At 63.3% G+C, this 21970-nt stretch carries 20 protein-coding genes and 1 tRNA gene; 15 read left to right on the forward strand and 6 right to left on the reverse strand.

The features are described 5' to 3' along the window. The first annotated feature begins 9 nt into the window (after positions 1-9). From ssuC to gltX, 4 genes are all read left to right on the forward strand, one after another. Positions 10-861 (forward strand): aliphatic sulfonate ABC transporter permease SsuC, encoded by an 852-nt coding sequence (gene ssuC / locus PCO31110_RS12775; RefSeq protein WP_150690584.1) that lies wholly within the window; start codon positions 10-12, stop codon positions 859-861. After that, positions 858-1871 (forward strand): ATP-binding cassette domain-containing protein, encoded by a 1014-nt coding sequence (locus tag PCO31110_RS12780; RefSeq protein ID WP_010807343.1) that lies wholly within the window; start codon positions 858-860, stop codon positions 1869-1871. The genes ssuC and PCO31110_RS12780 overlap by 4 nt, the downstream gene beginning before the upstream one ends. 53 nt (positions 1872-1924) lie before the next feature. Further along, positions 1925-2140 (forward strand): TOBE domain-containing protein, encoded by a 216-nt coding sequence (locus tag PCO31110_RS12785; RefSeq protein ID WP_010807342.1) that lies wholly within the window; start codon positions 1925-1927, stop codon positions 2138-2140. A gap of 256 nt (positions 2141-2396) precedes the next feature. Continuing rightward, positions 2397-3788: a glutamate--tRNA ligase gene (gene gltX / locus PCO31110_RS12790; RefSeq protein ID WP_010807341.1), complete on the forward strand. Its 1392-nt coding sequence runs from the start codon at positions 2397-2399 to the stop codon at positions 3786-3788. A gap of 121 nt (positions 3789-3909) precedes the next feature. On the opposite strand, the gene PCO31110_RS12795 is transcribed toward gltX, so the two are convergent. Further along, a complete protein-coding gene (locus tag PCO31110_RS12795) occupies positions 3910-4767 on the reverse strand; it encodes an inositol monophosphatase family protein (RefSeq protein ID WP_150690585.1) in 858 nt (285 codons plus the stop codon). Positions 4768-5165: 398 nt separating this feature from the next. On the opposite strand from PCO31110_RS12795, the gene PCO31110_RS12800 reads away from it, so the two are divergent. Both PCO31110_RS12800 and cysE read left to right on the forward strand, forming a co-directional pair. After that, entirely contained in the window at positions 5166-5993 is an 828-nt protein-coding gene (locus PCO31110_RS12800; RefSeq protein ID WP_150690586.1) for an RNA methyltransferase, read from the forward strand. A 92-nt stretch (positions 5994-6085) separates the two neighbouring features. Continuing rightward, complete coding sequence (gene cysE / locus PCO31110_RS12805; RefSeq protein WP_150690587.1) at positions 6086-6865, forward strand: serine O-acetyltransferase; 780 nt, start codon at positions 6086-6088, stop codon at positions 6863-6865. A 79-nt stretch (positions 6866-6944) separates the two neighbouring features. Here cysE and PCO31110_RS12810 read toward each other — a convergent pair whose 3' ends face one another. The 4 genes from PCO31110_RS12810 to PCO31110_RS12825 are packed head-to-tail and all read right to left on the reverse strand — an operon-like array spanning position 6945 to position 9672. Next, complete coding sequence (locus PCO31110_RS12810; protein WP_256380687.1) at positions 6945-7817, reverse strand: UDP-2,3-diacylglucosamine diphosphatase; 873 nt, start codon at positions 7815-7817, stop codon at positions 6945-6947. Between the two features lie 28 nt (positions 7818-7845). Continuing rightward, on the reverse strand, positions 7846-8340 hold the full coding sequence (locus tag PCO31110_RS12815) for a peptidylprolyl isomerase (protein WP_010807336.1): 495 nt from the start codon (positions 8338-8340) through the stop codon (positions 7846-7848). 44 nt (positions 8341-8384) lie between these two features. Continuing rightward, positions 8385-8981: a peptidylprolyl isomerase gene (locus PCO31110_RS12820; protein ID WP_010807335.1), complete on the reverse strand. Its 597-nt coding sequence runs from the start codon at positions 8979-8981 to the stop codon at positions 8385-8387. A 52-nt stretch (positions 8982-9033) separates the two neighbouring features. Continuing rightward, positions 9034-9672 (reverse strand): tetratricopeptide repeat protein, encoded by a 639-nt coding sequence (locus tag PCO31110_RS12825; protein WP_010807334.1) that lies wholly within the window; start codon positions 9670-9672, stop codon positions 9034-9036. Positions 9673-10008: 336 nt separating this feature from the next. On the opposite strand from PCO31110_RS12825, the gene cysS reads away from it, so the two are divergent. The 8 genes from cysS to PCO31110_RS12865 all read left to right on the forward strand — a co-directional run bounded on the left by cysS (position 10009) and on the right by PCO31110_RS12865 (position 18773). Next, complete coding sequence (gene cysS, locus PCO31110_RS12830; protein ID WP_150690588.1) at positions 10009-11412, forward strand: cysteine--tRNA ligase; 1404 nt, start codon at positions 10009-10011, stop codon at positions 11410-11412. 24 nt (positions 11413-11436) lie between these two features. Further along, a complete protein-coding gene (locus PCO31110_RS12835; protein WP_010807332.1) occupies positions 11437-12507 on the forward strand; it encodes a DNA-3-methyladenine glycosylase family protein in 1071 nt (356 codons plus the stop codon). 154 nt (positions 12508-12661) lie between these two features. After that, the gene (locus tag PCO31110_RS12840; RefSeq protein ID WP_010807331.1) at positions 12662-13630 is read left to right on the forward strand and encodes an acetyl-CoA carboxylase carboxyltransferase subunit alpha; all 969 of its coding nucleotides are present in this window, start codon (positions 12662-12664) and stop codon (positions 13628-13630) included. A gap of 115 nt (positions 13631-13745) precedes the next feature. Further along, positions 13746-15185, forward strand: coding sequence for a tRNA lysidine(34) synthetase TilS (gene tilS, locus PCO31110_RS12845; protein WP_174979540.1), 1440 nt, complete (start codon positions 13746-13748; stop codon positions 15183-15185). Positions 15186-15381: 196 nt separating this feature from the next. Continuing rightward, the gene (locus PCO31110_RS12850; protein ID WP_150584754.1) at positions 15382-16632 is read left to right on the forward strand and encodes an aspartate kinase; all 1251 of its coding nucleotides are present in this window, start codon (positions 15382-15384) and stop codon (positions 16630-16632) included. 226 nt (positions 16633-16858) lie between these two features. Then, positions 16859-16952: transfer RNA gene (locus PCO31110_RS12855), tRNA-Ser, on the forward strand. A gap of 121 nt (positions 16953-17073) precedes the next feature. Further along, the gene (locus PCO31110_RS12860; protein WP_010807328.1) at positions 17074-17415 is read left to right on the forward strand and encodes an FKBP-type peptidyl-prolyl cis-trans isomerase; all 342 of its coding nucleotides are present in this window, start codon (positions 17074-17076) and stop codon (positions 17413-17415) included. 131 nt (positions 17416-17546) lie between these two features. Beyond that, positions 17547-18773, forward strand: a complete 1227-nt coding sequence (locus tag PCO31110_RS12865; RefSeq protein WP_010807327.1) for an MFS transporter — start codon at positions 17547-17549, stop codon at positions 18771-18773. Positions 18774-18841: 68 nt separating this feature from the next. Here the strand turns inward: PCO31110_RS12865 and PCO31110_RS12870 are convergent, their stop codons facing one another. Beyond that, on the reverse strand, positions 18842-19732 hold the full coding sequence (locus PCO31110_RS12870) for an aspartyl/asparaginyl beta-hydroxylase domain-containing protein (protein WP_246189825.1): 891 nt from the start codon (positions 19730-19732) through the stop codon (positions 18842-18844). A 246-nt stretch (positions 19733-19978) separates the two neighbouring features. Here PCO31110_RS12870 and PCO31110_RS12875 point away from each other — a divergent pair, with 246 nt between their 5' ends. Next, positions 19979-21946 carry an extracellular solute-binding protein gene (locus PCO31110_RS12875; RefSeq protein WP_150690591.1) on the forward strand — a complete coding sequence of 656 codons (1968 nt, stop codon included), beginning with the start codon at positions 19979-19981 and terminating at the stop codon, positions 21944-21946. Positions 21947-21970: the final 24 nt, after the last annotated feature.

A 21970-nucleotide genomic window follows, 5' to 3' on the forward strand; every position in this document is an offset into this window, starting at 1 on the left:
AGAATTGGTATGACGCAAACGACCTTGACCGACACACAGGCTGCGGTCCCCCTCGCTCGCGGCGGAGGTGCGCTGCAACGCTACCGGCGCACGGTAGCGAGACGGCTTGCGCCGTGGGCCGTGCCCATCGTGCTGGTGGCGCTATGGCAATTGGCCGCGCAGCAAGGCTGGCTGTCGACACGGGTGCTGCCCGCGCCGTCGGCCGTGGTCGACGCTGCCTGGCAACTCGCCGTGAGCGGCCAGATCTGGCGCGATATCGGCGTGTCGACCGGTCGCGCAGTGATCGGCTTTCTGATCGGCGGCGGCCTCGGCCTGTTGCTCGGCATGCTGACCGGCTTGTCGCGTGTGGCGGAAACGGCACTCGATTCGTCGTTCCAGATGCTGCGCAACATCCCGCATCTGGCACTCATTCCGCTCGTGATCCTGTGGTTCGGCATCGACGAGAAGGCCAAGTTGTTCCTGGTGTCCATCGGGGTGTTCTTCCCGATGTATCTGAATACGTATGCCGGCATTCGTGCCGTCGATCCGGCGTTGGTGGAGATGGCGCGCAGTTACGGTTTGCGGGGATGGGCGCTGTATCGAGACGTGATTCTGCCGGGCGCGCTGCCGTCGATTCTGGTCGGCGTGCGCTTCTCGCTGGGCTTGATGTGGGTGACGCTGATCGTTGCGGAAACCATCTCGGCACAGTCGGGTATCGGTTATCTGACGATGAACGCTCGTGAGTTCCTCCAGACCGACATCGTGCTCGTGGGGATTTTGCTGTACGCGTTGCTCGGCAAGCTGGCCGATGTGCTGGCCAAAGCACTGGAATTTCGCTGGTTGCGTTGGCATCCGGCCTTTCAACGAGGAGCCGCCGCATGAGCGCACAACAATTGGCCCCGGTCGCGGGCGTCGACATCGAGGCCGAATGGACGGCCGAGCAGCGCGCCGCAAGCCGCTTGCCGCTCGATCCGCAAGCCGATCCGTTCGGCACGCAACTGCCGCTCGGTCCGAACGTTGCCGGCCACGCCGTGCCGCGCACTACGTCGGGGACGAATCTTAAAGTGGTGCATCCGGCGAGCGACGTGGATGCCCCGGCATCGACGGCTGGCCTGCATATCGACAGTGTCGGCAAGCGTTATGGCGCCCGTCCGGTGCTTTCCGACTTCTCGCTGACGATTCCGCGCGGCGGGTTTGCCGCCATCGTGGGGCGCAGCGGCTGCGGCAAGTCGACACTGCTGCGACTGATCGCGGGCCTCGAGACGCCCGACGCGGGGCACATCACGCTCGACGGACATGCGCTCGGTGGCGCATCCGGTGCGGTGTCCACGCGCATCATGTTTCAGGACGCGCGTCTGCTGCCATGGCGCACGGTGCTGGAAAACGTCGCGCTCGGGCTGCCGAAATCGTCGCACGCCAAGGCACTCGACGTACTGGGCGAAGTCGGTCTGGCCGAGCGCGCAAACGACTGGCCGAGCCAGTTGTCCGGCGGACAGCGCCAGCGTGTGGCGCTCGCGCGGGCCTTGGTGCATCAACCCGACTTGCTGCTGCTGGACGAACCGCTCGGTGCGCTCGACGCGCTCACGCGTATCGAAATGCACGCCCTGATCGAACGTCTGTGGCGTGCCCATGGCTTCACGGCATTGCTTGTCACGCACGATGTGCAAGAGGCGGTGGCGCTGGCCGATCGCGTGGTGCTCATCGAGCAAGGGCAGTTGGGTCTTGATCAATCGGTGCCGCTGGTGCGTCCGCGCGCCCGCGGCAGTGTCGAGTTTGCCGGACTTGAGGCCCGGGTACTCGCACGTGTGCTTCAAACCGAGCCCTTAGCCAGCGCCCACATTCCCGCACCCGAGCCGCTGTGGCCGGCGGCAACCGTGCGCTGGGCTGTCTGACGGCATTCGTTCACTCGTTTCTTCGCTCTCTTTTCCGAACACAGGAGTTCATCATGGGTATCACCGCTATCAACGTCCGTAACCAGTTCAAGGGCCGTATTCGAGAAATCCTGCGCGGCCCGGTGCTGTCCGAAGTGGATGTCGAAACGCCGAGCGGCATCGTGACGTCGGTCATCACCACGCGCTCGATCGACGAACTGCGGCTGGACGTCGGCTCCGAAGTCGTGGCCCTCGTCAAGGCGACCGAGGTCTCGCTCGCCAAGCTCTGAAACCTTGGCACAGCGTCGCGCCCGGCGGCGTTTTGCCGGCCATCGTTCCGGGGTGACGGGGCCGCATCGGACGCGCGCGCGGGGCGGCGTCCGATGCAGGTGGAGGGAAATTCCGATCCCTCGCTCGGACTGTGCCGCGAATGCACGCACTCGGCTGATATAATGACGGCTTCCGAATGTTGGCGACCCGCCTGCGCGAGACCCTCCGCCGCGGGCGTTTTTGTTTGTTGCCAACGCGATGCACCGAAGCCAAACCATGACCACTGTCCGCACCCGCTTTGCGCCTAGCCCGACCGGATTCATCCATCTGGGCAACATCCGTTCCGCTCTCTATCCGTGGGCCTTCGCGCGTCACAACAAAGGCACGTTCGTGCTGCGCATCGAAGACACCGATCTCGAGCGCTCGACCCCGGAAGCCGTGCAGGTCATTCTCGAAGGCATGGAATGGCTCGGCCTCGATTATGACGAAGGCCCGTTCTACCAGATGCAGCGCATGGATCGCTACCGCGAAGTGCTCGCGCAACTGAAGGCGGCCGGGCATGTTTATCCGTGCTACATGAGCGTGGAAGAACTCGACGAGTTGCGCGAGCAGCAGCGCGCGCGCGGTGAGAAGCCGCGTTACGACGGCCGCTGGCGCCCGGAGCCGGGCAAGGTGCTGCCCGAACCGCCCGCTGGCGTGCAGCCGGTGCTGCGCTTCAAGAACCCGCTCAGCGGCAACGTGGTGTGGGAAGACGCCGTGAAAGGCCGCATCGAGATCTCGAACGAAGAACTCGACGACCTCGTGATCGCGCGCCCGGACGGCACGCCGACGTACAACTTCTGTGTCGTGGTCGACGACATCGACATGGACATCACGCACGTGATTCGCGGCGACGACCATGTGAACAACACGCCGCGTCAGATCAACATCTTCGAAGCGCTCGGCAAGCAGCCGCCGGTGTATGCGCACTTGCCCACGGTGCTCAACGACCAGGGCGAGAAGATGTCCAAGCGCAATGGCGCCATGAGCGTGGTTCAGTATCGCGAAGAGGGGTTCCTGCCTGAAGCCGTGGTGAATTACCTGGCGCGTCTGGGCTGGGCGCACGGCGATGCGGAAGTCTTCACGCGCGAGCAGTTCGTTGCGTGGTTCGATCTCGACCACCTGGGCAAGTCGCCGGCGCAGCACAATCCCGAAAAGCTGCTGTGGCTGAACAACCAGTATCTGAAGCAGGCCGACAACGAGCGTTTGGCCGGGCTGACCGATCCGTTCTTGCAAAAGGCGGGCGTGTCGGTCGAAGGCGGTCCGTCGCTCACCGGTGTGGTTGCGCTGTTCAAGGATCGTGCGAACACGATCAAGGACATCGCGCAAAGCGCCGAAATGTTCTATCGCAAGCCTGAGCCGTCGGAAGCCGATCTGGCCCAGCACATGACGGATGCGGCGCGTGCGGCGGTGAAGGACCTGGCCATCGCACTGGCGGCGCTGCCGGAGTGGAAGAAGGAAGCGATTTCGCCCGCTTTCAAGGCTACGCTCGCGCAGCACGGCATGAAAATGCCACAGCTCGCGATGCCGGTGCGCCTGCTGGTGGTCGGCACGACGCACACGCCGGCCATCGACGCCGTACTGGAACTGCTTGGCCGCGATACGGTGCTCACGCGTCTGGGCGCGTAAGGCGTTACGTGTGAGTCGTTCCGGGGCTGCCTGCAGCCGCGCCGGAAACCAAAAAACCCCGGGATGCGTGAGCATCGCCGGGGTTTTTTTACAGGGGGCGTCGTGCCCCCGTATGCGCTTCTTACGACTGTGCGCTGTCTTGCGTGGCCGCAGTGCTGGCGCGTGCCGGCGTGGCCGGACGTTTGGCGCGCGAATAGCCTTCAAGCAGCTTGACCATCTGCGCGTAGATCTTCGGGTTGCCCGCGAGGATTTCGCCTTCGAACAGGAAGTCCGACTCGCCGGTGTAGTTACCGACCAGACCACCGGCTTCGGTAATCAGCAGGCTGCCGGCGGCCATGTCCCACGCGTTCAGGCCTTGCTCGAAGAAGCCGTCCATGCGCCCGGCAGCGACGTTGGCCAGGTCGAGTGCCGCAGCACCCGGACGGCGGATGCCGGCGCAATGCTCGGTCATCGTGCCGAACATCTTCAGATAGTTCTCAACGCCTTGCAGATCGCGGAACGGGAAACCGGTGCCGATCAGGCCGTCGGCCAGACGATCGCGGCGCGACACGCGAATACGCTTGCCGTCGAGGAATGCACCACGCCCACGCGAGGCGGTGAAGAGTTCGTTGCGGGTCGGATCGTAGACCACGGCCTGCGAGACGATACCCCTGTGCGCGAGGGCGATCGACGTGCAGTAGTAGGGCAGGCCGTGAATGAAGTTGGTGGTGCCGTCGAGCGGATCGATGATCCATTGGTATTCCGAACCCGTCTTGCCGTGCTCCTCGCCCGTTTCTTCGGCGAGGATGGCGTGGTCCGGATAGGCTTGCAGGAGGGTTTCGATGATCGCCAGCTCAGCCGCTTTGTCCACTTCCGTCACGAAGTCGTTGTGCTGCTTCTTGCTGACCTTGACGGTGTCGATGTCGAGAGAGGCGCGGCTGATGATGTTGCCGGCGCGGCGCGCGGCCTTCACCGCGATATTGAGCATGGGATGCTGCATGACAGATTCCTGTTAAGGCCATTGCCGACGGTACGCGCGACCCTTTCTGGGCCGGCCGGCAGGCATGGCAGACAAAGCGAACAAATTGAGCAAGAGCGATGCCCCGCAAGCGCCGCACACTGGGTGGCGGCTCGTTTGCGAGGACGAAAACGCGTATTTTAGCAAAAACACGGCCTATGCGCTGTGCCGTCTTTGTCTTCCGACCCTTTTTTCGTCGGAAGGATCTTCCCGCGCGTGGTGCGGTGTGACGGCACGCAGCGCTCGCGATTCAGGGCAAAATAGCGACGTTTGCCGCTGTGCCGCCCGTTGTGTTGCAATGTTGTTGCGCCGATCCAGGGCCGGCGTTTTCTGCGGTGCCATTCCGTTCACTGCCTCTGGTTTCTCATCTGCGCTGTCTCATGTCCCAATCTGCTGCTGCCGTACCTTCGCCACGGTTGTTCGATCAAGTGCGTTTCGTGCTCAACGAGACCAGCCACCCCGGCAACGTCGGTTCGGCGGCGCGTGCGATCAAGACGATGGGCTTTGGCCAGTTGGTGCTGGTCGCGCCGCGTGCCGGAGAGGCCGTGCTGGGGGATCCGGAAGCCGTGGCGCTTGCGAGCGGCGCCGACGACGTGCTGGCGAACGCGCGAATCGTGCCCGATCTGGGGGCGGCGTTGCAGGGCGTGAACTGGGCTGTGGCCCTTTCGGCGCGCTCGCGCGAATACGGCCCGCCCAATGCCGAGCCACGCGAGAGTGCCGCGATGGCCGTGCAGCATGCGGCGCAGGGCGAGGCGGTGGCGTTTGTCTTCGGCAGCGAGCGTACGGGGCTGTCGAATACGGATGTGGAGCGTTGTAATGCACTCGTGCATATTCCGGCCAACCCGGTGTACAGCTCGCTGAATCTGTCGCAGGCAGTGCAGTTGATCGCCTACGAAGTGCGCATGGCGTGTCTGGCGCGCGAGCGCGGCGAGGCAGCTCCCGTCGCGGCGATGGTGGCGATGGCGTCGCTGCCGTCAGGGCTGGATGGGCAACCCCCGGAGGCGCTCGCCACCCGTGACGACGTCGAGGGCATGCTGTCCCATCTGGAGCGAGCGCTCGTCGACCTCGATTTCCTCGATCCCGATAATCCGAAGAAGCTGATGACGCGCCTGCGCCGGCTTTTCGCGAAGAGTCATCTGGCGCGCGAGGAAGTCAACATTCTGCGCGGCATCGCGAAACACATTCTCGAGCGCAAGCGCCGGCATTGATGCGACACTCTCTCGTGCCGCCTGCTTTCCGGTAATTGCGCAGCGATCCGCCCCAAGACGGCCGGACGCAAACGACAGGATCGAATACGTTCATGTTTACCCAACTTCGCGAAGACATCGCAGCCATTCGGCAAAAGGACCCTGCGGCCCGCAGCAACTGGGAGGTCTTCACCTGCTATCCCGGCCTGCATGCGGTGATGCTGCACCGGGTGGCGCACAGCTGCTGGCAGTCCGGCTTCAAGTGGCTCGGCCGTTATGTGTCGCAGTACGCGCGCTTTCTCACGGGCATCGAGATTCATCCCGGTGCGACGCTGGGCCGCCGCGTCTTCATCGATCACGGCATGGGGGTGGTGATCGGCGAGACGGCGGTGATTGGCGACGATTGCACGATTTATCAGGGCGTCACGCTTGGCGGCACGTCGTTGTCGCGCGGTGCGAAGCGTCACCCGACACTCGAACCCGGTGTGATCGTCGGCGCCGGGGCCAAGGTGCTCGGTGGCTTCACGGTAGGCGAGGGCGCAAAGATCGGCTCGAACGCCGTGGTCGTGAAAGCGGTGCCTGCCGGTGGCACGGCGGTGGGCAATCCCGCGCGCATCATTCGTCCCGATACGCCTCGCGAGGGGGGCGAGGCCAAGCCGCAGGGCGGCGGTCGCAAGACGGAATTCTCTGCGTACGGTATCACCCCGAACGCCGACGATCCCGTCTCGCTTGCCATCCACGGGTTGATCGAAAATGCCACCGACCAGTCGCACAAGATCGACGTGATGGTGGCGGCGCTCAACCAGCTCGGTGCCCATCTCGAAGCCCTCGGGGCAAGCAAGATCGACACCGCCGAACTGCGCAAGCTCGGCAAGGAAATTCAGGATATGTGAGGCGATACGGCGTCACATCGTCGATAGATCAACGGCCCGTCATCAGCGCGGGCCGTTTTGCATCGAGACGACGCGGGCCTTAGATGCTTGACGTCGTGGAAGGGGCGAGATCGATGGCGCGCAGGCCGTGCGCGTCCCATTGCAGATACCCGCCGCGCGGCGGCTCCACGTCGAACTCCCAGTCAGGCAGCACCCAGCGCACGCGACGGCCATCGGCATGCCGCGCCGGACGATGCGTGTGCCCGTGGACGAGAGTGCGTTCGCCGGCAGCGTCGAGCAGGGCTGCGATGGCGTTCGCGTTGGCATCGGCGTAGGCCATGCGATGCGCGCCCTTGGCGGCGCTGCGTCTGCGGATGCGGTTTGCAATGGCCATGCGCAATCGCAGTGGAAGCCTCAGGAAAAACGCCTTGCCGAGCGGCGAATGGGCGACGCGGCGAAAGCGCTGATAGCCCACGTCGTCGGTACATAACTGGTCGCCGTGGCTGAGCACCAGCGCCTGCCCGAGAAACGAGAAGACGCACGGGTCGTCGAGCATGACGGCACCGGCCGCACGTGCAAATCGCTCGCCGAGCAGGAAATCGCGGTTGCCTCGCATCACGGCGATGGGCACGCCGCTCGCCGACAATTCGGCCATGGCCGCCGTCATCCGGCGGGCGAATGCACCCAGGGGTTCGGTGGCGGGCGATGGGCAGGGGGCAGCGGCGGCGTCGGTACGGTTCGGTGCGGCCGGCACGTCGACATCGAGCATGTCGTCGCCGATCCAGTATTCGAACAGATCGCCGAGGATGAACAGGACGGACGCTTCACGTGCAGGGCCGCGAAGGAAGTCCTCGAAGACTTGCACCGTGCGCGGCAGCGCCGGCGACAAGTGAAGATCGGAAATGAAAAGCGCGGGCCCGTCGCCCCGGGGTGTTATGGGGCATTGCGGGCACCGCGCAGTCGATACTGGCATCGAATGTCGCAGTTGGCGGTGGCGGCGCTTACGCGACGATCACGGCCTTTTCGATGACGACGTCGTCAACCGGCACGTCCTGGTGGAAGCCCTTCGAGCCGGTCTTCACGCCCTTGATCTGGTCGACGATGTCCTGACCTTCGACAACCTTGCCGAACACGGCGTAGCCCCAGCCTTGCGGCGTCGGTGCGCTGTGGTTCAGGAAGTCGTTGTCGCTGACATTGATGAAGAACTGTGCTGTGGCCGAGTGCGGATCGTTCGTGCGCGCCATGGCCAGGGTGTACTTGTCGTTCTTCAGGCCGTTGTTGGCCTCGTTCTCGACCGGTGCTTCGGTCGGCTTTTGCTTCATGCCAGGTTCGAAGCCGCCGCCCTGGATCATGAAGCCGTTGATCACGCGATGGAAAACGGTGTTGTCGTAGAAGCCGTTCTTGACGTAGTTGAGGAAGTTCTCGACCGTCTTCGGGGCCTTGTCTGCGTCGAGTTCGATGCGAATGACGCCGTGATTGGTGTGCAGTTCAACCATGATGCTTTCCTTCTGATGAAATGGTTCCGATGGGCCGGCGGATTTCAGTGCTTGACGACGCTGGCCGATTCGATCACGACGGGCTTGGCCGGCACGTCGTCGTACATGCCCTTGCGGGTCGTGGCAACGCCCTTGATCTTCTCGACGGTATCCATGCCGGACACCACCTTACCGAATACCGTATAGCCGTAGCCATCCGGGCTGGGGTAATCCAGTGACGCATTATCCTTCACATTGATGAAGAATTGCGCGGTCGCGGAATTCGGGTTCGACGTCCGGGCCATGGCAATGGCGCCTTTCACGTTTTTCAGGCCGTTCTGCGATTCGCTGGGAATCGGTGCGCGCGTGGTTTTTTCATTCATCTCGGGCGTGAAACCGCCGCCCTGAATCATGAAGTTGTTCATGACGCGGTGGAAGATCGTGCCGTTATAGAAGCCACTGTTGACGTATTGAAGAAAGTTCTCGACCGTCTTCGGGGCCGCCTTCGGGTTGAGTTCGACCACGAAGTTGCCGGCCGACGTCTTGAACTGCACTTGCGGCTGGGCGCTTTGCGCGAACGCGCTCAGGCTCGTGCCCGACAGGGCGGCCGCAGCGATCACGCTGCCGAGCAGTGCGCGCCGCAGGCGATTCGGAAAGGGCATGCGTGTCTCCGTATGCAATGAGGGTTCGGTTAGAGGGAAGACGCGGCGCGTCTCAGTTGCCTGACTTGCCGACATTCTTGAGCGCGGCGTCGTCGCTGGCCTTGGCCGGTGCCGGCGTCTGGCTCACGGGCGCCGCGCGCTGCGGGGCAAGCATGTTGGACAGGATTTTCTCGCGGTTCGATACGCGTGCTGTCGGCGCGAGCTTCAGCGATTTCTGGTAAGCCTGCTGGGCGAGCTTGGCATAGATGTCGCCAAGGTTCGAGTAGGCCACGGCGAAGCCCGGATTGTTGCGAATCGCGCTCTCGAGCGCGGCACGCGCCTTATCGTACTCACCTGCCTGCGCGTAGAGCGCCGCGAGGTTGTTGAACGGCTCGGGCAGTTCCGGGAAGTCCTGCGTGAGGGCGGTGAAGGCGTCGATGGCTTCGGCGTTGCGACCCATCTCCATGAGCACGCGACCGCGCGTAAAGCGCACCTGCGCGTCGCGAGGATACTGCTTGAGATGGTCGTCGATCTTCGCCAGCGCGTCGCTGAACTTGCCGGTGTCGGCCAGCTTGTTGATAGCCGATTCGCTGGCTTGCTGCGGCGTTTGCAGCGGGGCGGGCGGTGGCGGATCGGTGATGGCCTGAGCACCGGCGGGCAATGCGAACAACGTGCCCGCGAGGCCGAGGGTGGCGCCCGCAAGCGCCAGCACACGGGCGCTGCGTACAGCAGCTGCGACCGGGCGGAGTCGGGAGACAAGGCGCGTTGCGGGGGACAAAAGTGACCGGCTTCGTTGCGTCATAGTGGGTGCTTGGGATACCTGAGAGGTGCGCAAGAGATGCTATACTCGGCCGCATTCTAACAAAACACCTGCGCCCGGCCCGCGCCATTTCTCGTAGTGGCGGTGGATGCGGTTCGCAGGTTCGTTTTTTCTACCGCACGGCGCGCAGCCCGCCTCGCGATGTCGCTCTCGCCACGAAGTCCGTGACGTCCCCGAGAACATCGTCGCAGCGTCCGGCGCTGTTGCCGCCCGGTCAAGCGCTTATCTATGGATTCACTCCGTGTCTACAACTCGCTCGCGCGAGACAAACAGCCGTTCGTACCCCTCGTTCCCGGCGAAGTCCGCATGTATGTCTGCGGTATGACGGTGTATGACTACTGTCACATTGGTCATGCGCGCGTGATGGTGGTGTTCGACATGGTGCAGCGCTGGCTGCGTACGCTTGGGTATCAGGTGACCTACGTACAAAACATCACCGACATCGACGACAAGATCATCAAGCGCGCCGTCGAGAACGGCGAGACGATGCGCGAACTGACGACGCGTTTCATCGCGGCAATGCATGAAGATGCCGCCGCGCTCGGCGTCCAGCGTCCCGATCACGAGCCGCGCGCGACCGACTTCATCCCGCAGATGGTCGACATGATCGGTGCGCTGCAACGTAACGGTTACGCCTATCAGGCCGAAGACGGCGATGTGAACTATGCCGTGCGCAAGTTCTCCCGCTATGGCCAGCTTTCGGGCAAGTCCATCGAGGATCTGCGTGCCGGTGAGCGCGTTGCCGCCAATACCGCGAAGCAGGACCCGCTCGACTTCGTGTTGTGGAAGCGCGCGAAAGACACTGAGCCGGACGAGTCGAAATGGGCCTCGCCGTGGGGCGCGGGCCGTCCGGGCTGGCATATCGAATGCTCTGCGATGAGCTGCCAGTTGCTGGGCAATCATTTCGACATTCACGGCGGCGGGGCCGATCTTCAATTCCCCCATCACGAGAACGAGATTGCGCAGAGCGAAGGCGCCACGGGCGAGACGTTCGTGAATTACTGGATGCACAACGGCTTCGTGCGCGTGGACAACGAGAAGATGTCCAAGTCGCTCGGCAACTTCTTCACGATTCGCGAAGTGCTCGCGAAGTTCGATGCGGAAGTCGTACGCTTTTTCATTCTGCGCGCACAGTACCGCAGCCCGCTCAATTACAGCGATGCGCATCTGGACGACGCACGCGGCGGCCTCACACGTCTGTACACGGCGCTCAAGGATGCGGCAGGCGATGGCACACCGCTCGACTGGAACGAGTCATACGCGCAACGCTTTGCGGCGGCGATGAATGACGATTTCAACACGCCGGTGGCGATTTCCGTGCTGTTTGAACTCGCCGGTGAAATCAACAAGCAGCGCGATCCGGTGCTCGTGCGTCAGTTGCAGGGACTCGCCGGTACGCTGGGGTTGCTCGGCCGTGACCCGCAATCGTTCCTGCAAGGGGCGGCGGGCGGTGAGGGCGCGGACGATGGCGACGCGTTGCGTATCGCCGTCGAAGCGCGCATCGAAGCGCGCGCCCAGGCCAAGCGTGAACGCAATTTCGCTGAAGCCGATCGCATTCGCGCCGAACTGCTGGCCGAAGGCATCGTGCTGGAAGACCGTCCCGGAGGCGCCACCGAATGGCGTCGTGCCTGAGCGCGGCGCATCGAGGCAAATCTCATGGTGACTCGTAAATCCGTGGCCGCTAAGGTTGCAACCAAGACCGCTGCGGCCAAGACAGCGCAGAAGGCGGCCAAGGCCGTCAAATCGGCGCAGGCCGTCGAGAGCGCACGTCGCGCGCCGGCCAAGGCAGCCGTCGGCAAGCCTGCGGCCGTCAAGACCGGCAGGAAGACCGCCGCCGCCAAGACGACCGAAAAGGCGGTGAAAGCCGGTACTGCTGGCAAGGCCGCACAGCCGGCGGCATCGAAGGTCGCGCAAAAGGCGGTGCCGAAGTCCGCAACGAAGGTCGCGCGTAAAGCGCCTGCGAAGTCAGCGCCCGCGACCTCGCATCGCGTTATCGCCAAGCGCGATGGCGAGACGCGTATCGTGACGCCGGCGATCGCGCGAATCGATCACGACGTCGTCGAGCAGGTCGTGACCGGCGCCGTGCCGCTGCCGGTGGCCTCGGGCGCGACGCGTCCCGGCTTCTGGGATCAGGCGTGTGCCGATCTGATGAAGCGCGACCGCATTCTCAAAAAACTGATTCCGCAATTCGGTCCGGCGCATCTGACCGGACGCGGCGAACCGTTCGTCACGCTCGCGCGCTCGATCGTCGGTCAGCAGATCTCCGTGAAAGCGGCGCAAGCCGTGTGGGACCGTGTGGCGGCGGTCTGCCCGAAGCTCACGCCGGCCCAGTTCATTAAGGCCGGGCACGACGCGCTCGCCGGTTGCGGGCTGTCGCGCCGCAAGGCAGAGTACATCCTCGATCTGGCTACGCATTTCAAATCGGGCGCGCTGCACGTCGACGCCTGGGCGAGCATGGACGACGAGGCCGTCATCGCCGAGTTGACCGGCATTCGCGGCATCGGCCGCTGGACCGCCGAGATGTTCCTGATGTTCAACCTGGTGCGCCCCGACGTGTTGCCGCTCGACGATGTCGGCCTGATCAACGCGATCAGCGTCAACTATTTCAGCGGTGAGCCCGTCACGCGCAGCGAAGCGCGGGAAGTGGCCGCCAATTGGGAGCCGTGGCGCTCCGTCGCCACCTGGTACATGTGGCGTAGTCTCGAACCGGTGCCGGTGGAATACTGATTGTTCTGCCGAGGACGTATAATCCGCGTCCATTCCGTCTCATTCAGTCATTATTGGCGTCTATTGCGGGTTGAACGACAATGAAAGTTGTCTATCTCGGCCGGGTAGACGTTGCCGGCGGTACAATACGCTGCCGCATTTCCGGGGAAACCTGATGAAGAACACCTTTTTGGATTTTGAACAGCCGATCGCCGAACTCGAAGCGAAGATTGAAGAGCTGCGCTTTGTGCAAGACGATTCAGCCGTCGACATTTCCGAAGAGATCGAGCGCCTCTCCAAGAAGAGCCAGCAGCTCACCAAGGACATCTACACGAACCTGTCCCCGTGGCAGGTTTCGCAAATTTCGCGTCATCCGCAGCGTCCCTATACGCTCGATTATGTTCGCGACATCTTTACCGACTTTCACGAACTGCATGGCGATCGCGCCTTCTCGGACGATCACGCCATTGTGGGTGGCATGGCGCGTTTCAACGGTCAGGCCTGCATGGTCATCGGTCACCAGAAGGGCCGCGACACGAAGGAGCGCGCGCTGCGCAATTTCGGCATGCCGCGTCCCGAGGGGTATCGCAAGGCCATGCGGCTGATGAAGCTCGCCGAGAAGTTCGGTCTGCCCGTCTTCACGTTCGTCGATACGCCGGGCGCTTATCCGGGGATCGACGCCGAAGAGCGTGGCCAGTCGGAAGCCATCGGTCACAACCTGTACGTGATGGCCGAACTCAAGACGCCGATCATCACCACGATCATCGGTGAGGGCGGTTCGGGCGGTGCGCTGGCTGTCGCCGTGGCCGATACGGTCATGATGCTGCAGTTCTCGACGTACTCGGTGATCTCGCCGGAAGGTTGCGCGTCGATTCTGTGGAAGAGCGCTGCCAAGGCACCCGAGGCGGCCGAAGCGCTGGGTCTGACGGCTCACCGTCTGAAGGCGCTGGGCCTGATCGACAAGATCATCAACGAGCCGCTGGGTGGTGCGCATCGCGATCCGCTCGGCATGGCCGGCATGCTCAAGCGTGCGCTGGCCGACTCGCTGCGCCAGTTCCAGGGCATCAGCCACAAGGAGCTGCTCGAGCGTCGTTTCGAGCGTCTGATGAGCTATGGCAAATTCAAGGAAGCCGTCGCGAAGTAAAGCGTCCGTCATTGCGTCGTCGCCCGTCGTGGCGATGACGCCGAATCCGATGCCTCATCACGATTCTTCTGCTGCCGCGTTCGCATCTGTCCGATGCGACGCGGCAGTTGCACATGTGGACGTTGCTTTGCGTCTGGCGCTGGCGGCGCACGTCACCGCTTGCGACGCCCCCACACCCGCACCTGCACCCGGCAGCACCCTTGCCCTCGCGCTGAGCGGCGGCCTCGACTCGATGGTGCTGCTCGATGCGCTCGCACATTGGGTTCGGACGCGTCGTGAGGCCGGCGAGACGGTTGCGCCGCCGCTGGCCGTCCACATTCATCACGGACTGTCCGAACACGCGGACGACTGGCTAGTCGTGTGCGAGCGCGAAGCGCGTTTGCGCGGTTTTGTGTTCGAGGCGCGGCGCGTGAATGTGCCGCGCGACGCGCGTCAGGGTATAGAAGGCGCGGCACGTGCGGCGCGCTATGACGCCCTTGCGGCGTCTTGCGTCGCGCACGGCGTGGGATGGCTTTTGAGCGCTCATCACGCGAACGATCAGGCCGAGACGGTGCTGCTGCAAATGTTGCGTGGTGCTGGGCTGCCCGGTGTGGCGGCGATGGCGGTGGAAGGCGCGTTGCCGGTTGCGGGCGGCGAACCGTGTCGCGTGCGCTTGCTGCGCCCGCTGCTCGACATCTCGCGCGAGACGATGCGTGCGTATGCCAAGGCGCGTTCGCTATCGTGGGTCGAAGATCCGTCCAACGACGATCGCCACTACCTGCGTAATGCGTTGCGTCACGATGTGATGCCTGCGATCGCCGCACATGTCCCTGCGTACCGGGAGACCTTGGCGCGGTTTGCACGACATGCCGCGCAGGCGCAGTCGCTGCTCGACCAACTTGCGCAAGCCGATTTCGACATGGCGCGTTCGCCATCGGCTAACGGAGACGAGCGTTTGCAACGCAGCCGTTTGCGGACATTGGACCCATCTCGACTGGCGAATCTTCTGCGGTACTGGACTGCGCGCCGCGGGTTGGTCATGCCGCCGGAAGCGCGGCTGGAGGAGTGGGTGCGGCAGATTCGCGATGCGCAGGCCGACGCTTCGCTCGAGTTGCCGCATGGCGACGCCGTCTTGCGGTTGTATCGCGACGAATTGCAATGGACGGCGGTCTACGGTTCGGCAGATCTGGACGATGTGGCGCCTGACGCCGTATTGCGATGGTCGGGCCAGCGGGAATGGCCTTTGCCGCAATGGCAGGGGCGCATCGTGTTCGCGCCGGTCGCCGAGGGCGAGTCTGTCGAGGGCACCATCGATGAGCACATGTTGCGCGCCCATCCCCTCGTGGCAAGGTCGCGTGCGGGCGGAGAGCGATGGCGCGAGCGTGCGGGTGGCCATTCGCGCTCGCTCAAGCACTGGTACCAAAATCGCGGGGTCGCCGCGTGGTTGCGGCATGTGCCGATCGTCTGGCAGGGGAGCGAGATCGTTTTCGTTGCGCGTCTGGGGATCGATGGTGCGGCACAAAGTGACGAGAGCAGCGGCGTGCGCTGGCGGATGATGTGGTGCGACGAGGCATAAGGCGCGCAAAACAGCATAATCTGCTGCCGGATGCGGCATCTCGTGGCAACGGCAGCGCAATCTGCGCCAAACCGGCTCAGGCGCGATACATTCGTGCGATAATGAAAAGTTCCGCGAATCGAAACGTCACCGATACTCATGGCGGGTATCTGCGCAGGATTCATAAACGGTTTTAAATCAATGTGTTAGCAATGTTATGGCTCTGATCGTACACAAATACGGCGGCACGTCGATGGGCTCGGTGGAGCGCATCAAGAATGTCGCCAAGCGCGTGGCCAAGTGGCATAAGGCCGGTCACAAGATGGTGGTGGTGCCGTCGGCGATGTCCGGCGAGACCAATCGTCTGCTGGGTCTGGCCAAAGAAATTTCGGCCCATCCCGATCCGCGCGAACTCGACGCCATTGCCGCCACAGGCGAGCAAGTGAGCGTTGGCCTGCTGGCGATAGCGCTCAAGGACGCCGGCGTCGATGCCGTGAGCTACGCCGGCTGGCAAGTACCGATCAAGACCGACAGCGCTTTCACCAAAGCCCGCATTTCGGAAATCGACGACAAGCGTGTGATGGCCGATCTCAACGCCGGCCGCGTAGTGGTCATTACCGGCTTCCAGGGGATCGATCCGAACGGCAACGTGACTACGCTGGGTCGCGGGGGCTCGGACACGTCGGCAGTGGCGGTGGCTGCTGCGCTCAAGGCCGACGAGTGCCTGATCTACACCGACGTCGACGGCGTGTACACGACCGATCCGCGTGTGGTCGACGAAGCGCGCCGCCTCGACAAGGTCACTTTCGAAGAGATGCTGGAAATGGCCAGTCTCGGATCGAAGGTGCTGCAGATCCGTTCGGTGGAATTCGCAGGCAAGTACCAGGTCAAGACTCGCGTGCTCTCGAGCCTGACCGATCCGATGATTGCGCTCGACCAGGAAGCGCGCTCGGGCACGCTGATTACTTTTGAGGAAGACGAACAAATGGAAAAGGCCATCATCTCGGGTATCGCATTCCAGCGCGACGAGGCCAAGATCACCGTGCGCGGCGTGCCGGATCGTCCGGGCATCGCGTACCAGATCCTCGGCCCGATCGCCGACGCGAACATCGATGTCGACATGATCATCCAGAACCTGAGCGTGGAAGGTAAGACCGACTTCACGTTCACCGTGCCGCGCGGCGACTATCAGCGTGCCATGGCGCTGCTGCAAAACGATGTCCAAGGTCACATCGGTGCTGCTGAAGTCGTGGGCGATCCGAAGGTCTCGAAGGTGTCGATCGTCGGCGTGGGCATGCGCTCGCACGTCGGTATCGCCAGCAAGGCCTTCCGCACGCTGTCGGAAGAGGGCATCAACATCCAGCTCATCTCGACCTCGGAGATCAAGATCTCCGTGTTGATCGACGAGAAGTACATGGAACTGGCGGTGCGTGCGCTGCATAAGGCGTTCGAACTCGATCAGGCGTAAGCGCCCTCGGTGGAGTCGCGCGGCGTGTTGCATGCTTGCGTGGAGCATGCGGCGCGCAGCGCGAATTTCGCGATGTGATGCGGGGAAAACTCCCCGAACGTGTCGAGTGCATGACACCTGTGCAAAAAATGTTGGATTTTGATGCGCATAATGTTTGACGGCATCGAGAACAGTAGGTAATATCACGCCTTCGTTACATCACCTCCCTGATGTGACGACAAGTTTGGGAGACGTGGCCGAGAGGTCGAAGGCACTCCCCTGCTAAGGGAGCATCTGGGCCAAAACCTGGATCGAGGGTTCGAATCCCTCCGTCTCCGCCAAGTCGCCTTGGCGGAACACCCCCGGCTCTTCGCGGAGAGCCGGGGGTTTTTTCTTTCTCGAGTTCGCGCGTTGGCGATACCTCGCGCGTCGATACCATCTCTTCTTCCAGCGAGGACAACGATGTCGACCATCACCACCGATTCCGGCCTGCAATACGACGATCTGCAAGTGGGCGACGGCACCGAAGCCACGCCGGGCAAGACTGTCACCGTTCACTACACGGGTTGGCTGACCGACGGCAAGAAATTCGATTCGAGCAAAGACCGTAACGACCCGTTCGCCTTCGTGCTCGGTGGCGGCATGGTCATTCGCGGTTGGGACGAAGGCGTTGCCGGCATGAAGGTCGGCGGCAAGCGCAAGCTGGTCATTCCGCCCGAACTGGGCTACGGCGCGCGCGGTGCCGGCGGCGTGATTCCGCCGAACGCGACGCTGGTCTTCGAGGTCGAACTGTTGGACGTCTGAACGATCGAATGCCGTAACGCAAACGGCATCACCGGTACCACAGACACCCCCGGTGCCTCGCAGGCACCGGGGGTGTTTTTTTTCGAAGGTCATCGTCATGCGCGCTGGCCTTTCATAGGAGCCTTTACGAGGTGTCTCACTCAGTCGCGCCGGTTTCCAGATTCTGGTTTCCCTTCTCGCTTGTGCTCTTCGAGTTTGCCGTCTACATCTCGAACGACATGATCATGCCCGGCATGCCGCTGGTAACGCGCGAGTTCGGCGCGTCGGCGGACATGACCACGCTGGCGCTCACCGCCGCCATGCTCGGCAACGCCAGCCTGCAATGGCTGCTCGGACCGCTGGCCGATCGCTTCGGACGCCGTCGCGTGCTGCTCTGCGGCCTCGCGATGTTTGTCGTGGCGTGTCTGGCGATGCACTACGTACAGACGATGCCGCAATTCATCCTGCTGCGTTTCCTGCAGGGCATGGGCTGCTGCTTTGTGCTGACAGTGGGGTATCCGACCGTGCACGAAGCCTTCGAAGAGAAAACGGCAGTCCGTGTCATGGCGCTCATGGCGAACGTGTCGCTGCTCTCGCCGCTGTTCGGGCCGCTGGCGGGCGCCGCAGTTGTGTCGTATTGGCCGTGGCGCAGCATCTTCTGGCTGATCGCCATCGTGGCCGTGTTCTCGTTCATCGGGTTGTATCGCACCATGCCGGAACTCTCGCGCCATGACCGTGGTGCGTTGAACGCGAAGCAACTCTGGGCGGGCTACAAGCTGCCGCTCTCGAGTGCGCGTTTCTGGCGTGGCGCCGTGCTGACGGGGCTTGCCGTGACGCCGCTGCTCACCTGGATCGCACTGGGTCCGGTGTTCCTGATCGAGCGAGCCGGTTTGTCGCAGATGCAGTACGCCGTGTTGCAAGTGCCGGTGTTCGCGGCGTTGATTCTCGGCAACGTGTTGCTCGCGCGTCAGGTCGGCCGCTGGTCCAATGGACGGTTGCTGGCGACCGGCGTGGCGGCCATGTTGATCGGGGCGGCGGTATCGCTCATCGGCACGGCGATTCTTGCGCCGGGCTATCCGGCGTTGCTCGTCGGCACGTCGCTGCACGCGTTCGGGATGGGCATGTGCTACGGCGTGGTCTATCGGCAGTCGTTGTTCGCCGTCGACAGCCCCAATCGCGCCACGGTGGCCGGCATGCTCAGCATGATCACCATCGTTGTCGCGGTCGCCGTGATCGAGGTGATGAAGGTGGCGTATCTGCGCTTCGGGGACCCCGCGCTCGGCATTGGTGCGATGATGGCGGCGGCGCTCGTCGCGGTGCTGGCGGCGAACTTCGTGCCGCCGCCCGCGCAGGACGCGCTTGCACAACCCGGACGGTAGTCGTCAGTCAGACCTGAAATGAAAAACGTCAGCAGAAAGTTCGCTGGCGTTTTTTTGTGCGCGAGATTTCAACCGTGGGCGCGTTCGTCGGTGACGGCTTGCGCCCGATGCGAGTCCGCATGTTCGACCTGTGCCGCCGGGGTGACCTCAGGCGCGTTTGCTGCCGGTGTGCCGGCAGCGCGCTGCGTGGTTGCGGCGGGCGTGGCGTAGTAGTCGCGCTCCCACTTTTCGTGATTGGTCTTGGCCTGCTGCAACTCCGGTGTTAGCGGGGCGAAGGCGAGCAGCAATCTGTTGAGCCAGGACACCGGCGCTTTGCATGGGCGCTCGAAATCGACGAACAGCACCACGCGGGTCTCGTCGGTATCGTTATGCACCTGATGCGGGTACGCGTCGTCGAAGATTACCGCGCGATTCGCCTGCCAGACATAGCGTTGGCCATCGACTTCGATCCAGCAATTCTCGCGCTGGCGTGGCACTTTCAGCGCGAGATGCAAGCGCAGTACGCCGTTGTAAGGTCCGCGATGCAGCGGGATCTGCTTGCCGGGCGAGAGGATGGAGAAGAACGCCGTGCGCAGACCGGGAATGCCTTCGAGGGCAGCTGCCGTGGCCGGGCAGCGGGAGAGATTGCGTTCGGCACGCATGCCGTAGCCGAGAAAGACGAAGGTCTGCCACTGATGGTCTTGCGTGATGGTGGCGACGTCGGGCGAGATCTCGTGAAATGCGGGCAGGCGTCCGGGAGTGGCCAGGACGGTTTCAAGCTCTTTGGCGATTGCCGGGGCCTGTGCTTCGATGGCTTCGACCCAGGGGAACTGGGCATTATCGAAGATGGGTTTGTCGCCGACCAGCGAGCTGAGAGCAATGCGGCGTTGCGCGGCTTCAACACACTGAAAGAAAAACTTGGCGAGCCAGCGGGGAAGAGTACGGTTGGGGTTCTGCACGGGCGATCGTGTAGCACTCAACGTCGGCCTCCAGGGCGGAAATAAGGGAACCGGGCCGGCGAGCATGTGCCTTTCAGTGCGGTGAACGCCGGGCTTTTGGGTACAATTGTCGCGCGGTCCGACCGTGCCGCCAACCCTCATGCGGGAAATGTGCGTGATGGTGTGGTTACGAGACGTTACCAGATGTCGCGGCGGAGCGAAGGGGAGGGGCTGGATGCGTCCGGGCCCTGACAGTCTGGCGCACGCGCCGACCAATACAGGAGACGCATGAACGCGCGCACCACACGGCATCCACACTCAACGCGGGGCTCGCTCCGTGGCTTCGTGTTTTCTCTGACGGTTGTTCCGGTGCTTGCCGCGGGTCTGTTGCTGGCCCCTGCGGCCCACGCCAAGTACGCCATCGCGCAATACGGTGAGCCCAAGTATCCGCAGGGGTTCACGCACTTCGATTACGTCAATCCCGATGCGCCGCGTGGCGGCACGCTGACACTGGCGAACCCCGATCGCCGCACCAGCTTCGACAAGTTCAACCCGTTCACGCTGCGCGGCACATCGCCGCCGGGGGTGCTCGGTCTCATGTTCGAGACGCTCGGCATTGGCAGTGCGGACGAACCCGCGACCGTCTACGGCCTGCTCGCCGACGACATCGCTGTGGCCCCCGACGGCACCTCGGTCACGTTTCACATCAATCCGGCGGCACGTTTCAACAACGGCGATCCGGTGACGGCGCAGGACGTCAAGTATTCCTTCGATACCCTGATGAGTCCGCAGTCGGCGCCGGGCTTCAAGGTCATGCTCTCGGACGTGAAGGGTGCGACGGTCATCGACAATCGCCGCGTGCGCTTCGACTTTCGTCGTGTGAGTCCTGATCTGCCGCTGCTCGTGGCAACGGTGCCGGTTTTCTCGCCCAAGTGGGGCGCCGGCGCCGACGGCAAGCGCAAGGCATTCGACGCCCTGACGTTCGAGACACCGATTGCGAGCGGCCCCTATCTGATCGAGTCGTACGACGGCGGGCGGCGTATTACTTTCCGGCGCGATCCGAAGTACTGGGGGCGCGACCTGCCGGTGCGACGGGGCACGTACAACTTCGATCGCATCGTCTACAAGCTGTACTCCGACGACATCGTGCGACTCGAAGGCTTCAAGGCGGGCGAGTTCGACGCGATTACCGAGTTCCGCGCCCGAAGCTGGGTGCGCAGTTACGTGGGCAAGCGTTTTCGCGATGGCGAGCTGATCAAGCGCGAGTTCGCGCATCACAATGCGGCCGGCATGCAGGGCTTCATCCTGAACGTGCGGCGCGACATGTTCCGCGACGTGCGTGTGCGCCGCGCGCTGGACCTCGCGCTGGACTATCAGTGGCTCAACCGGCAACTGTTCTACAACCAGTATCAGCGCATCTACAGCTACTTCACCAACAGCGATCTCGCGGCGCGCGGCATGCCGAGCGAGGCGGAGTTGAAGCTGCTCGAGCCGTTGCGCAAGAAGCTCGATCCGGCCGTGTTCGGGCCGATGGTCGTGCAGCCCACGACGAACCCGCCTGCGAGTCTGCGCGAGAACCTGCGCGAGGCGCGGCAACTGCTGGCGCAAGCGGGCTGGACTTATCGCGATGGCGCTCTACGTAACGCGAAGGGTGAGCCGTTCGTGTTCGAGTTTCTCGACGACGGCGGTGCGATGGGACCGGTCGCGTCGGCTTACGCGCGCAATCTCGCGAAGCTCGGCATCACACTGAACTTCCGCACGAGCGACTTTGCGTTGTATCAGAAGCGTATCGAGACCTTCGACTTCGACATGATTTCGTTGCGCTATCCCGATTCGCAGATCCCCGGCACGGAGTTGATCGACCGCTTCGGCAGTCAGTCGGCCAACGTGGACGGCTCGGACAACGCCATCGGTCTGAAAGACCCGGCCGTCGATGCGCTCGTGGCTTCACTCGTGCGCGCGCATACCTACGAGGATCTCGTGGCCTCCGCGCGTGCGCTTGACCGGGTGCTGATGCACGGCTACTACATCGTCCCGAACTGGTTCTCGTCGACGCATCGCATGGCGTACCGGCAATATCTGCGGTTCCCGGAAAAATTGCCGCAGTACTACACCGCGGAAGGCTGGCTCGTGTCGATGTGGTGGGATTCGCGCATCGAGCCGGGCAAGGCGGCAACGTCCGCTGCGTCTGAGGTGCCCGTGGCGTCCGGTGCGTCCGTTCCCCCGGCCTCCGCCGCATCTGCGGCGTCCCGATAGATTCACCCTGAGCGTCAGGCACCG

Source organism: Pandoraea communis (genome assembly GCF_902459745.1).
Taxonomy (GTDB): domain Bacteria; phylum Pseudomonadota; class Gammaproteobacteria; order Burkholderiales; family Burkholderiaceae; genus Pandoraea; species Pandoraea communis.

Bases quoted from the DNA above. Each gene is read 5' to 3' on its own strand.
- PCO31110_RS12815 (WP_010807336.1), bottom strand. From the start codon at position 8,340: ATGGTTGAACTGCACACCAATCACGGCGTCATTCGCATCGAACTCGAC.
- PCO31110_RS12780 (WP_010807343.1), top strand. From the start codon at position 858: ATGAGCGCACAACAATTGGCCCCGGTCGCGGGCGTCGACATCGAGGCC.
- PCO31110_RS12860 (WP_010807328.1), top strand. From the start codon at position 17,074: ATGTCGACCATCACCACCGATTCCGGCCTGCAATACGACGATCTGCAA.
- PCO31110_RS12785 (WP_010807342.1), top strand. From the start codon at position 1,925: ATGGGTATCACCGCTATCAACGTCCGTAACCAGTTCAAGGGCCGTATT.
- PCO31110_RS12820 (WP_010807335.1), bottom strand. From the start codon at position 8,981: ATGCCCTTTCCGAATCGCCTGCGGCGCGCACTGCTCGGCAGCGTGATC.
- PCO31110_RS12800 (WP_150690586.1), top strand. From the start codon at position 5,166: ATGTCCCAATCTGCTGCTGCCGTACCTTCGCCACGGTTGTTCGATCAA.
- cysS (WP_150690588.1), top strand. From the start codon at position 10,009: ATGGATTCACTCCGTGTCTACAACTCGCTCGCGCGAGACAAACAGCCG.
- PCO31110_RS12810 (WP_256380687.1), bottom strand. From the start codon at position 7,817: ATGCCAGTATCGACTGCGCGGTGCCCGCAATGCCCCATAACACCCCGG.
- gltX (WP_010807341.1), top strand. From the start codon at position 2,397: ATGACCACTGTCCGCACCCGCTTTGCGCCTAGCCCGACCGGATTCATC.
- PCO31110_RS12875 (WP_150690591.1), top strand. From the start codon at position 19,979: ATGAACGCGCGCACCACACGGCATCCACACTCAACGCGGGGCTCGCTC.
- PCO31110_RS12835 (WP_010807332.1), top strand. From the start codon at position 11,437: ATGGTGACTCGTAAATCCGTGGCCGCTAAGGTTGCAACCAAGACCGCT.
- ssuC (WP_150690584.1), top strand. From the start codon at position 10: ATGACGCAAACGACCTTGACCGACACACAGGCTGCGGTCCCCCTCGCT.
- PCO31110_RS12795 (WP_150690585.1), bottom strand. From the start codon at position 4,767: ATGCAGCATCCCATGCTCAATATCGCGGTGAAGGCCGCGCGCCGCGCC.
- PCO31110_RS12840 (WP_010807331.1), top strand. From the start codon at position 12,662: ATGAAGAACACCTTTTTGGATTTTGAACAGCCGATCGCCGAACTCGAA.
- PCO31110_RS12850 (WP_150584754.1), top strand. From the start codon at position 15,382: ATGGCTCTGATCGTACACAAATACGGCGGCACGTCGATGGGCTCGGTG.
- cysE (WP_150690587.1), top strand. From the start codon at position 6,086: ATGTTTACCCAACTTCGCGAAGACATCGCAGCCATTCGGCAAAAGGAC.